A 13,250-nucleotide genomic window follows, 5' to 3' on the forward strand; every position below is an offset into this window, starting at 1 on the left:
CACTAGAAACGCAACTTATCACGGAATATTTCTACTGACAAGTCAACTTTGTTAGAAGGTCAGTATTCAGTATTAATTATTAAGATACGAGAAAGCACTAAATAATGCACTTACAATTTATAACAGTCCTAAATGAAATATAAAAATAAGAGTGAAGACGGCTAATGGCTAATGGTCAAAAAGCAATTAGCCATTAGTCATCAGCAATCCAAATTTTTTACAAATGACTTAGGATTGCTATATGCTGGTTTGAATATCAAATCCAGTTTTTTTAAATGCACTCTTCTGTTTTTTCCAACATCCAAATCATGCGTGGCAAGCTCTCACTGAGAGTTGCTAACAGATTACTACGATTTGTCGTGTCTTGTTACTAGCCGAAAATTTAGTTATTGCCTGACTATTAGATGGGGATATTACCTAAACTTTAGTTCAGGTATTGGCTAGGAAAAAAAAGTTTTTTATAAGAGGTACTATGAATTATGAATTGGAGTGAAATGAGTTAATAAGTTTTTATCTTTACATAGGAGTTGATTTGTGCTTAACCAATACCGCAGGTATATTCAACGCCGATCGCTTGGATTTCTCTTTCTTTGCAGTCTGACTTTTTGCTTGTGGCTGAATCATGCAGTACTTATAGGGGAAGTGGTACGCGCACAAACTCCTGATGCTGGTCAACTATTGGTGCAGCAGGGTGTTGAAAATTACCAAGTGGGACGATTGCAGAGTGCAATTAAAGACTGGGAACAAGCTTTAACGATTTATAAGGATACTCACGATCGCGCAAGTGAGGCGGTGGTTTTAGAAAATTTGGCAAGAGCATATCAACAAGTGGGTCAAATGGATAAGTCTATTGCCTATTGGGATAAAGCGATCGCTCACTACCGCCAAGTAGGAGATGTACAGCAGGTAGGACGCATGCTGATAGAGCAGTCTCAAGTATACAATAGCTTGGGGCAACCCAGGAAGGCGATCGCTCTGTTGTGTGGTGTCCTTCAGGGCGAACCGCAAGAGGAGCCATCAAAGGAGGTGGAAAAAAATTCAGATTGTCGTCAAGAAAGCGCATTGCTCCTGACTCGATTCTCGAAAGATCGCACGGGTGAAGCAGGTGCGTTGGGAAGTCTTGGAGAAGCTTACCGTCTGGTGGGTTATTATGACCGATCTATTCAGTATCTTGAAAGTGCTGAAAAGATTGCTCCTAAGGGCTTTGATTTTTTAGTGCTGAATAGTTTGGGTAATGCTTATGTGAGTCGGGCGGAACTTTGGAATCTGCGTGCTGAGTCTGCAAAACAAAGCAGCGTGCAAAAGGTTGATGAATTTCAACAGAAATCTAAAAGTGATTACCAGAAAGCGTTGAACAAGTTTCAGTCTAGCTTTGAAAAAGCTGGCTCTCAAGATAACCAAGTTGCTCAAATACGAGTATTGATGAATTTAATTCAGTTTTACTACCGCACTCAAGCCGAACCAACTCAGTTTAATAAAGCAGTGGAAAAAGCTTTAGCCTTGCGGGAGAAATTACCGGATTCTACAAGTAAAGTTTATATAACAGTCGATTTAGCCAATCTTCCAGTTGTGACTAAACCCGTGAGTTCGCCTTTAACTCAGTGTCCTCTTCAACGACAACTATCAGATGAGCAAGCAAGCGCACTCCTTCAAGATGCAGTAAAGGTTGCTGATAATATTCAAGACTCGCGATCGCTATCTTTTGCAAATGGAGCTAGGGGTCATTTTTATGAATGTCGTCAGCAATATGAGCCAGCTTTAGAATTGACTCGGAAAGCACTTTGGCAAGCTGACCAAAAATTAAAGGCAAAAGACAGTCTTTATTTATGGCAATGGCAAGTAGGACGAATTTTTAACAAACAAAACAAGAAATCAGAAGCTGTTACAGCTTATCAAGAAGCCTACTCTACTTTAGAAGAAATTCGCAGCGATCTTTTAGAAGCCGATCGCGATTTACAATTTGATTTTCGAGATGTCGTTGAGCCTCTTTACCGTGAATTGGCTCAGTTAAGATTGGAGATAGCCGAGATATCATCTATTGAACCAGAAAATCGAAACGAGCAGCTAAAAACTGCTTTGGAAACTATAGATTCTTTAAAACTAGCAGAATTACAAAATTACTTTGGTAATGATTGTGTTATATCAGCTATTAATAACTCTAAAAATCCTAAAGAACTCTTACAAAAAAATACTGCTGTTTTGAGTTCTATTATTTTTGACAATCGGACTGCTATTGTGCTGAATCTACCTAATGGAACTCAGCAAGTTGAATGGATAAATGAAAAACGCGAGGATTTGGAGAAAGAAATTCAAAACTTCAGCCAATTCCTGAGAGATGGAGATAAAACAATAAGTGATGATAATATTAAGCAAGCATCTCAAAAATTATATAGTAAAATTTTTCAAAAAATTGAAAATAAAGCTAACTTAGCTGCTGAAAATATCAAAACTCTTGTTTTTATTCAAGATGGGTTCTTTCGCAGTATTCCAATGGCTGCGCTTTATGATGGAAAGCAATACTTAATTGAGAAGTATGCTATTGCTACAACTCCCAGTTTGCGTTTGACAGCATCCCAACAACTAAACCGTCAACACAGTCGAGCTTTAATCTTAGGCGTAACTACAAAAGTTAAAGTTGATGAAATAGATTACCCTATTTTACCAAAAGTGAGTTCGGAAATTAAAAATGTTCAACAACTCTTTCCAAATAGTAAAGTTTTAGTAAATAGCAGTTTTAACCGTAATAATTTAGGAAAAGAACTCAAGAAAACTGCTTATCCGATTATTCACATTGCAACTCACGCTCAGTTTGGCATCATTGCAGAGGATACTTTTCTCGTTGCAGGAGATAACGACAAACTCACAATTAAGGAGTTAGAAAATACTCTCCGCCAAGTTAATGGGGGTCTGAACTCAGTGGAATTACTGACATTAACTGCTTGTCAAACGGCTGTAGGAGATGACCGTGCAACTCTTGGTTTGGCTGGTGTCGCCTTGCAGGTTGGGGTCAAAAGTGCGCTGGCAACTCTATGGTCTGTTAACGACGACTCTACGTTTCACTTAATATCTGCGTTTTACGATAACTTCCGCAAATCGGGAGTGAGTAAGGCAGAGGCTTTGCGCCAAGCTCAGCTGAAACTGATTAACGCTAAGAAAATAGATAGCTTGAATGACCAATATGATAACCCTGCTTACTGGGCACCGTTTATTCTAAGCGGTAACTGGCTTTAACACTGTACGTTCGCTTTTTATGAGGAATACATACCCCTAGCCGACAGGCTTTATGACGAGTATATAGAGGAATTGAAGAAAGAGGGCAAGTTATGACAGGACATAAACCATTTTCAGAACTTACAAAAGATTTTTCGCCGGAACGAAAGGCAAAAATCGCTTCTTTAATTAACCAGTTGCACGAAGAAATGACCCTTCAGGAACTGCGCGAAGCTCTTGACCTGCACCAGACGGATTTAAGCGAGCAACTTGGGATTAAGCAGGCTGCGGTATCCCGTATGGAAAACAGAAAGGATATCCACGTCAGCCACTTAAAGAAAGTGATAGAAGCGATGGGCGGGGAACTCGTGATTATAGCGCGTTTTCCGAATATGGAGGTATGTATAAACCAAGTCGCGTTACAGAATAACGATTCATAAGCGCGTCATGCTCGCGACGGCGAAGAGTTTTGAGAGATGGTTAGCTAGCCCATGGTGAAATTTCATCGGGGGTGTAAATCCTTGGCGAACCCTGTTTTTTCCCACTTGCAATTACACAGTAAATATACTTATGCCCTACCTGAGTCACTTCCAAATACCTGCCTTTGTCTGGATAGCTCTACCGCTTCTAAAAACCGGGTTAAGGCTTACTCGCGCAACCAGTCTAAAATTTTATTCTTTTTCTACACCTAACCGAGCAGTATTGACTGAAGATTGTGTTTCATTTTGCCCGGATTGCGATCGCTTTTAAACTCTCAATTCTTTGTTGAAGTTCTTGGCTGTCCTCAGACTGTCCTCTTTGCCCTTCAGATTGCGCTAGAGATTCTACCAGGGCTGCACCAACTGCTCCGAGTTCCCCTGGTGGTACTACACTGAGCGCTTCTCCTAGTGCGTCATACCATAAACCTCGCTCTGCGTAAAAATTGGCTCGTTGAGAAATGTTACCTGTTTTTGGTTGGTTACTTTTGATATCCGATGACATTTCAACAACCGTAAATTCTGCCTTTTGCATTAAATTCCCATTTGGACAAGAGATGGCGACTTGCCAAAGATACCGTTTCCCGACGCTTAATCCAGGATGATTTTCTGGAAGAGAATACTTGTTAATTCCCTTTAAAGCTTGCAATTTAATCGGCTCGCCTACTTGTTTGGGTTTACCATTCGCCTCAAACTCAAAAAGCCAAAATTCTGTATTGCGAGGGCTGTAGGAGAACCAAGCAAAGGTAGGATGTTTGGAAGCTGTATGTCCAACATGAGCTTTAGGAGCAAGGACTGTCAGGGGTATTTGTTCTCCGGGACATCCTCTAGGTCCTCCTGAGGTGGTGTAATCGCTGGGAGGTTTTTGGCTTCGGGGAGGTACATAACCAGCTATAGCTGGAGAAACAAACAGGAATAAGCTTATGAGCAAACCTAAATTGAGTTTGCTATTGATACGTTTGATGAGCAACCACAAGATTTGAGCCTTCATATCTCCCTCCGACGTATATTGTTCATTATTTAATTTACTGTGAATGAATTACAAACTAAGAAATAAAGATTTAGGGAAAAACTTACTAAAAAAGTCAGGGGATTTTGATAAAGATTATCGATAGAATACGTGAGTTGTCCGATTGGCGATCGGCTTAAATGACGCTTACTAACTCAATACTACGATCGCTTGTACTTTGTCACTAGTTCAAAATTTAGTTATTAACTGACTATTTGATTGGGGATTACCTGCACTAAAGTTCAGTTCCAGAATCTGTCAGACAATGCATAAGTTGCGATCGCTTGCACCATATATACTAAATGGAGTTCTTGCCCTTGAATAGCGAGGAGAGTGCGATGTCGGCGGTATCTGCACGTCTGAAGTGGTTGAGTGGACTGAAGATTGCGATCGCGAGTGTATTAGTTTTTTGGTCAAACAGCACATTGGCTCAAATGACTCCCGATGCGACTCTACCAAATAATTCCATTGTCACAGCAGACGGTAACACCATAAATATTACTGGCGGAACGATAGCAGGAACGAACTTATTTCACAGTTTCCAAGAGTTTTCTGTAAAGACAGGTAGCACAGCTTGGTTTAACAATACGGTTGACATACAAAACATTATTACCAGGGTAACAGGTGGGTCAATATCTGATATTGATGGATTGATTCGCGCCAACGGAACAGCGAATCTGTTTTTAATTAATCCTAATGGCATTGTGTTTGGTAGTAATGCTCGCTTAGATATAGGTGGTTCGTTGATTGGAAGTACTGCTAATAGTCTCAGATTTGCAGATGGGACGGAATTTAGAGCAAAGCCTGAAGGAGCAAACTCTTTGTTAACTGTAAGTGTTCCTGTAGGATTGCAATTCGGTTCCAACCCAGGGGCGATCGCAGTAAATGGAATTGGGCATGAGTTTAATTATCAAGAAGATATTATCAGTCTTATTAATTCCAATCAACCTGCTAAACGTCTGGAAACGAACCGTCCGGGATTGGAAGTGCGTGAGGGAAAAACTCTCGCCCTGATAGGTGGAAATGTGTCTGTTGAAGGCGCGATTTTAAAGTCACCCGCAGGACGTATTGAAATCGGTAGTGTTGGTAGCAATGGTAGTGTCAGTTTGAACCAAGCGACAGAAGGTTGGAAGGTGGGTTACGATCTCACGAGCACTTCTTTTGCAGATATTAATATTTCAAACAAAAGCTTTATCCAGACAACGGGAGTTGGGGGAGGGGAAATTGCGATCGCAGGTAAAAATATCAGTTTCACCTCTGAGAATATCGTCAGAGCGGATACAACTAGCAACAAAAGCGGGGTCGGCATTAGTATTGTTGGTGATTCAATAGGTATTAACAGGTCAAATATTGGTTCTTATACCTTTGGTTCGGGAAATAGCGGACAAATTCAACTTGATGCTAAAAGTATTCGGTTCGAGAACAACGGTGGAGTATTTACTGAGACTAAATCATTTGAAATAGGCGCAGGAAAAGCAGGCGATATTACTGTCCGATCTGATGCGTTTGTGATTGAAAATTTTGGTGGATTGGAAAGTCATAGCTCTGGTTCGGGTAATGGCGGACAGATAAATGTTAAAGCTAATTCTCTGCGACTTGAAAACAATGTTGATTTTGGTGCTGATGCTTTTGGTACGGGTAATACTGGAGACATAAAAATTGAAGTTGATAAACTGATAATCCGTTTCTCTGGAATTGGAACAACAGTTAAAAATGTAGGTAGTATTGGAAAAGTCAACATTACTGCCAATTCTGTCGAGCTTACAAAGTCAGGTATCAGTAGCAATACCGAATCAAATAGTCAGGGGAATGCTGGTGAAATTACTTTAAATGTTAACGAATCTATGACAGTTAAACAATCAGGTATAAGTGCTAATTCAGAGGGTCAGGGAAATGGAGGAAAGATTAACATTCATGCAAAGACAATACAAATAGAAGAATCGGGAATTGAGAGCAACACGACGAGCACGGATAAAGCAGGGGAAATTAATATTAATGTTACGGACTCTTTTACCTTCAATGGTGGAGGTATAACTACGAACACAAAAGGACCAAGTGACGGCGGTAGAATTAATATAAAAGCCAATTCTTTAAATATTCAAGGAGGAATTGATAGCAAGACGGAACAAGGTAGCACGGGAAACGCGGGAGAAATCGATATTCAGGTCACAGATAATATGGTACTCCGAGGCGGCAGTATAAATGCTGACTCGAATAGTTCGGGAAATGCAGGAAAAATTAGTATAACTGCAAAAGAATTACGAATAGAATCAGCACGAGTGAGTAGCAATACAACAAATACAGGTAAAGCTGGAGAAATTAGTTTTGATGTCAAAGGCTCTTTTGTACTTAATAAGGTAGGTGTAAGTGCAAACACTTCGAGTAGCGCGGATGCAGGAAAAATTAGTATAAGAGCAAATTCTTTGAAGATTGAAAATACAGGGATCGAGAGCATTGCGGAGAAAGATAGCACCGGGAAAGGTGGAGAAATCAATATTGAAACCGCTTCTATAGAATTTCAAAAAGCTGGTGTAAGTACCACCACACAGGGTCAGGGGAATGCAGGTACTATTAGCATTAGTAGTCAGAGCGATTTGACAATTGCAGGTGGAACTATCAGTAGCAGTACTTCGAGCGCAGGTAAGGCGGGCGAAATCAGTATAAGAGCAAAGGAATTACGAATAGAATCCGCAGAAGTTAGTAGCAATACAACGAGTACAGGTAAAGCCGGAGAAATTAGTTTTGATGTCGCAGGTTCTTTTGTACTTAATAAGGTGGATGTAAAAGCAAACACTTCGAGTGGCGGTGAGGCGGGGAAAATTAGTATAAGAGCAAATTCTTTGAAGATGGAAGAGGCAGGAATTTATAGCGTTGCGGAGAAAGATAGCACCGGGAAAGGTGGAGAAATCAATATTGAAACCGCTTCTATAGAATTTCAAAAAGCTGGTGTAAGTACCACCACACAGGGTCAGGGGAATGCAGGTACTATTAGCATTAGTAGTCCTCGCAATCTGATAATTACAGGTGGAACTATCAGTAGCGATACTGAAAGCACAGGTAACGCAGGCGAAATCAATTTAGATGTCAAGGGTTCTCTAGTGTTGCAAGATGCTTTAATATTTGCAAAGACGAGCAGCAATGGTCTTGGCGGTAACATTGTTGTTAATGCCAAAAATCTCGAGATGGCTCCTGGTGGACGAATTGAGACCACTACCTCTGGAACTGGCTCTGCGGGCGATATTACTGTGAAGGCGGCTGGCAATGTTGTCATCACTGGCAGCAGTAACTCCAAGAGTGGCTTATTTGCTCGGGTAGAAGGGTCACAGGCTGCTAGGGCTGGCGATATCCAAGTGGATGCTCGCTCGATTCGTCTTGACAAACAGGGAGTAGTTTCAACTGCAACTACCTCTGGTGAAGGTGGAAATATTACCCTAAATGTCAAAAATTATTTGCTATTGCGTAATAACAGCAGTATAACGGCTACGGCGGGGACTTTACAGCAACGTGGAAATGGCGGTAACATTAACATCAATGTGCCGAATGGCGTCATTGTTGCGATTCCTAATGAAGACAGCGATATTACTGCCAATGCTTCTGAAGGTAATGGAGGCAGAATAAATATTAAAGCCCTAAATATCTATGGTATTCAACGCCGCCAAGAGACTACGCCTTTGAGTGACATCACGACTAAATCTGAATTTGGCATCAGTGGTATAACGCAACTCGATACCCAAAACCTCAACTTAAACCAAGAATTAGTACCGTTGGAAGCTCAATTGGTGGATACTGCAAGTTTGATTGCCAATAGTTGCATTGCACGCGGTTCTCGCCCGCAAGAGGGGAGTTTTGTTATTACGGGTTCTGGTGGTTTACCTTCTCGTCCGGGAGATGCTTTGATGTCGCAGTATACTTTTGGCACTGTGCGTACTGTATCTAATACTGCTCCATCTGTTAACTTGACTCGTCGTCCTTGGCAGAAAGGCGATCCGATTGTGGAAGCACAGGGTGTCTACCGTTTACATTCGGGTGAAGTTGTTTTGAGCCGGGAGTGTGTTGATTGAATATATACTAAATGGAGTTCTTGCCCCTGAATAGCGAGGAGAGTGCGATGTCGGTGGTATCTGCACGTCTAAAGTGGTTGAGTGGACTGAAGATTGCGATCGCGAGTGTATTAGTTTTTTGGTCAAACAGCACATTGGCTCAAATTACGCCAGATGCGACTCTACCAAATAATTCCATTGTCATCCCAGACGGTAACACCATAAATATTACTGGCGGAACGATTGCAGGAACGAACCTATTTCACAGTTTTCAAGAGTTTTCTGTGAAGACAGGTAACACAGCTTGGTTTAACAATACAGTTGACATACAAAACATTATTACCAGGGTAACAGGTGGGTCAATATCTGATATTGATGGATTGATTCGAGCCAACGGAGCAGCAAATCTGTTTTTGATAAATCCTAACGGAATTGTGTTTGGTAGTAATGCTCGCCTAGATATAGGTGGTTCGTTTATTGGAAGTACTGCAAATAGTCTTAAATTTGCAGATGGGACGGAATTTAGGGCAAAGCCTGAAGGAGCGAACTCTTTGTTAACTGTAAGTGTTCCTGCTGGCTTGCAATTCGGTTCCAACCCAGGGGCGATCGCAGTGAAAGGAATTGGGCATGAGTTTAATTATCAGTCAGATTTTATCGACCGGGTTGTTAATGCTCAACCCGGTTTTTCTTTGGACAGTCAACGTCCGGGGTTGGAAGTTCGCGAAGGAAAAACTCTAGCGCTATTGTCGGGAAATATTTCTCTTGAAGGTGCTATTCTCAAAGCACCTGTAGGACGTGTTGAAATCGGTAGTGTTGGTAGCAATGGAAATGTAAGTCTTAACCAAGTAACAGAAGGTTGGAAGGTGGGTTACGATCGCGCTAACACTTCTTTTGCAGATATTAATATTTCTAACAAAAGCTTTATTGGGACAACTGGAGTTGGGGGAGGGGAAATTGCGATCGTAGGTAAAAACATTGATTTTACCTCTGAGACTCTTGTACAAGCAAATACGACTGGCAGTAGAAATGGGAGAGAAATTAGTCTTGTTGGGGATTCCATCGCGATTAACAAGTCAAGTATTTCCTCTTATACCTTTGGTTCGGGAGATAGTGGAACAATTCAGTTGGATGCTAAAAGCATAAAATTGAAGAATACTGGAGGTGCGGGAACTCAAACTCAATCGGTTGAAAGAGGAGCTGGAAAAGCTGGCGATATTATTGTTAAAGCTGATTCTATTTTTGTAGAGGAAAACAGTGGGCTTGGGAGTGATAGCTTCGGTGCGGGTAAGGGCGGACAGATAGATGTGAAAACGAATTCTCTGCTGTTCGAGGAGGGTTCTGGCTTTAGTGCCAATTCTTTTAGTACGGGTAATACCGGAGACATAAAAATTGAAGTTGATAAATTGATAGCCCATAATTCCGGAATTGGAACAACAGTTAGAGGCGTTGGTAATACTGGAAAAGTCAACATTACTGCCAATTCTATTGAAGTCACAGAAGCAGGTATCAACAGCAACACACAATCCAATAGTCAAGGAAACGCGGGTGAAATTACCTTGGATGTTAAAGAGTCTCTAACAATCAAGAACGCAGGTATAAGTGCTAATTCAGAGGGTCAGGGAAATGCAGGAAAGATTAACATTCATGCAAAGACATTACAAATAGAAGGAGCGGGCGTTAGCAGCAACACGACGAGCACGGGTAAAGCTGGAGAAATTGATATTAATGTTACAGACTCTTTTACTTTCAATGGTGGAGGTATCGCTACAAATACAAAAGGACCGAGTAACAGTGGGAGAATTAGTATAATAGCTAATTCTTTAGATATTCAAGGAGGAATTGATAGCAAAACTGAACAAGGTAGCACGGGTAACGCGGGAGAAATTAACATTAGAGCCAACAATAATATGATACTTCAAGGCGGTGGTATAAATGCTGACTCTCAAGGCACGGGAAACGCCGGAAAAATTAGTATAAGAGCAAAGGAATTACGAATAGAATCAGCAGGAATCAATAGCAATACAACAAATACAGGTAAAGCCGGAGAAATTAGTTTTGATATCGCAGGCTCTTTTGTACTTAATAAGGTGGATGTAAAAGCAAACACTTCGAGTGGCGGTGAGGCGGGGAAAATTAGTATAAGAGCAAATTCTTTGAAGATGGAAGAGGCAGGAATTTATAGCGTTGCGGAGAAAGATAGCACCGGGAAAGGTGGAGAAATCAATATTGAAACCGCTTCTATAGAATTTCAAAAAGCTGGTGTAAGTACCACCACACAGGGTCAGGGGAATGCAGGTACTATTAGCATTAGTAGTCAGAGCGATTTGACAATTGCAGGTGGAACTATCAGTAGCAGTACTTCGAGCGCAGGTAAGGCGGGCGAAATCAGTATAAGAGCAAAGGAATTACGAATAGAATCCGCAGAAGTTAGTAGCAATACAACGAGTACAGGTAAAGCCGGAGAAATTAGTTTTGATGTCGCAGGTTCTTTTGTACTTAATAAGGTGGATGTAAAAGCAAACACTTCGAGTGGCGGTGAGGCGGGGAAAATTAGTATAAGAGCAAATTCTTTGAAGATGGAAGAGGCAGGAATTTATAGCGTTGCGGAGAAAGATAGCACCGGGAAAGGTGGAGAAATCAATATTGAAACCGCTTCTATAGAATTTCAAAAAGCTGGTGTAAGTACCACCACACAGGGTCAGGGGAATGCAGGTACTATTAGCATTAGTAGTCCTCGCAATCTGATAATTACAGGTGGAACTATCAGTAGCGATACTGAAAGCACAGGTAACGCAGGCGAAATCAATTTAGATGTCAAGGGTTCTCTAGTGTTGCAAGATGCTTTAATATTTGCAAAGACGAGCAGCAATGGTCTTGGCGGTAACATTGTTGTTAATGCCAAAGATCTCGACCTGATTGGTGCAAGACTTGAGACAACTGCTTTTGGTATTGGATCTGCGGGTGACATTACTGTGAATGCAACTGGCAATGTTGTCATCTCTAATGGTGGTTCCGATAGCGGTTTATTTGCTCGGGTAGAAGGGTCACAGGCTGCTAGGGCTGGCGATATCCAAGTGGATGCTCGCTCGATTCGTCTTGACAAACAAGGAAGAATTTCAACTGAGACTACCTCTGGTGAGGGTGGAAATATTACCCTAAATATCAAAAATTATTTGCTATTGCGTAATAAAAGCAGTATAACGGCTACGGCGGGGACTTTACAGCGAGGTGGCAATGGCGGTAACATTAACATCAATGTGCTGAATGGCGTCATTGTTGCGATTCCTAATGAAGACAGCGATATTACCGCCAATGCTTCTGAAGGTAATGGAGGCAGAATAAATATTAAAGCCTTGAATATCTATGGTATTCAACGCCGCCAAGAGACTACGCCTTTAAGTGATATCACGACTAAATCTGAATTTGGCATCAGTGGTACAACGCAACTCGATACCCAAAACCTCAACTTAAACCAAGAATTAGTACCGTTGGAAGCTCAATTGGTGGATACTGCAAGTTTGATTGCCAATAGTTGCATTGCACGCGGTTCTCGCCCGCAAGAGGGGAGTTTTGTTATTACGGGTTCTGGTGGTTTACCTTCTCGTCCGGGAGATGCTTTGATGTCGCAGTATACTTTTGGCACTGTGCGTACTGTATCTAATACTGCTCCATCCGTTAACTTGACTCGTCGTCCTTGGCAGAAAGGCGACCCGATTGTGGAAGCACAGGGTGTCTATCGTTTACCTTCTGGTCAGTTTGTTTTGAGCCGGGAATGTTCTGATTAAAGACTTTTAAAAGAGGTTTGAGCCAATTCTCGATCTGACCTTTACGACCTCTTAAAGACCAGGTTAATTCACACAAAGTTTCACGAGGAGTAACAGATTCTCGTTTAAAATGACCTCTCAAATTTCTCGCTAAGTTTATAGCTTGCTTTGTTCCTTTATTTTCTGTATTTGAACCAATCCCGCACCCATTATCTTTAATGCTGAGAGTATACCAGCCTTCGTTTTCTTTGCCAGTGGCTTGGATGCGTTTGGCTCCTACTGCGTGTTTGCCAACATTGCATAGGGCTTCTTCTAAAAATTGGCAGAGTTCTCGTTTCTGTTCGATATTTAAATATTTTTCTTCAATAGGGTCAAAGGCGCGGGTTTTCAATTTAAGATTTTGAAAATGGGTGAGATCTCGTTTTAGCGTACTGGTGTAAACTTCATAGAAGAGTTCGTGAATGGGAAGTTTTAAATCGAGTTTTAAGCCACTTCCTAAAAGAAGGCTTTCTTCTTGATTGAGGGCTTCTGATTTCAAGTGTTCGCCTATGGCTCGAATTTCTTGGTCGAGATTTTCTAATTGACCGTGTAATTTATCCTGGGGAAAATCTTGCTCTTGAACGCATCTTAAAGCATTAGCAAGTGTTTGCAGAGGTCCGTTGTGAATGAGAGTAAATGCATGGTCGATAGTGCGTTGGCGTTCGTTGAGTTGGGACTGCATGGCGCGATCGCGTTGATAAAACGCAAAAGC

5 protein-coding genes and 1 pseudogene are annotated in these 13,250 nt (G+C 41.4%); 4 read left to right on the forward strand and 2 right to left on the reverse strand.

What is annotated here, in order from left to right:
* Positions 1 to 534: 534 nt before the first annotated feature.
* On the forward strand, positions 535 to 3,231 hold the full coding sequence (locus AB0756_RS38200) for a CHAT domain-containing tetratricopeptide repeat protein (RefSeq protein WP_038091042.1): 2,697 nt from the start codon (positions 535 to 537) through the stop codon (positions 3,229 to 3,231).
* A gap of 92 nt (positions 3,232 to 3,323) precedes the next feature.
* A complete protein-coding gene (locus tag AB0756_RS38205; protein ID WP_038091043.1) occupies positions 3,324 to 3,650 on the forward strand; it encodes a helix-turn-helix domain-containing protein in 327 nt (108 codons plus the stop codon).
* 280 nt (positions 3,651 to 3,930) lie between these two features.
* On the opposite strand, the gene AB0756_RS38210 is transcribed toward AB0756_RS38205, so the two are convergent.
* A complete protein-coding gene (locus tag AB0756_RS38210) occupies positions 3,931 to 4,677 on the reverse strand; it encodes a DUF928 domain-containing protein (protein WP_038091046.1) in 747 nt (248 codons plus the stop codon).
* A gap of 356 nt (positions 4,678 to 5,033) precedes the next feature.
* Here AB0756_RS38210 and AB0756_RS38215 point away from each other — a divergent pair, with 356 nt between their 5' ends.
* Positions 5,034 to 8,756, forward strand: a complete 3,723-nt coding sequence (locus AB0756_RS38215) for a two-partner secretion domain-containing protein (RefSeq protein ID WP_408104047.1) — start codon at positions 5,034 to 5,036, stop codon at positions 8,754 to 8,756.
* A gap of 47 nt (positions 8,757 to 8,803) precedes the next feature.
* Positions 8,804 to 12,520, forward strand: a complete 3,717-nt coding sequence (locus AB0756_RS38220; RefSeq protein ID WP_408019942.1) for a two-partner secretion domain-containing protein — start codon at positions 8,804 to 8,806, stop codon at positions 12,518 to 12,520.
* On the opposite strand, the pseudogene AB0756_RS38225 reads toward AB0756_RS38220, so the two are convergent.
* Positions 12,411 to 13,250, reverse strand: a pseudogene (locus tag AB0756_RS38225) (CHASE2 domain-containing protein); the annotation flags it as partial. The gene AB0756_RS38220 and the pseudogene AB0756_RS38225 overlap by 110 nt on opposite strands.

The sequence above is a fragment of the Tolypothrix campylonemoides VB511288_2 genome, assembly GCF_045999855.1.
Lineage (GTDB): Bacteria > Cyanobacteriota > Cyanobacteriia > Cyanobacteriales > Nostocaceae > Scytonema > Scytonema bouteillei_A.

Coding starts and splice junctions, on each gene's coding strand:
- AB0756_RS38205 (WP_038091043.1), top strand. CDS start 3,324: ATGACAGGACATAAACCATTTTCAGAACTTACAAAAGATTTTTCGCCG.
- AB0756_RS38210 (WP_038091046.1), bottom strand. CDS start 4,677: ATGAAGGCTCAAATCTTGTGGTTGCTCATCAAACGTATCAATAGCAAA.
- AB0756_RS38215 (WP_408104047.1), top strand. CDS start 5,034: ATGTCGGCGGTATCTGCACGTCTGAAGTGGTTGAGTGGACTGAAGATT.
- AB0756_RS38220 (WP_408019942.1), top strand. CDS start 8,804: ATGTCGGTGGTATCTGCACGTCTAAAGTGGTTGAGTGGACTGAAGATT.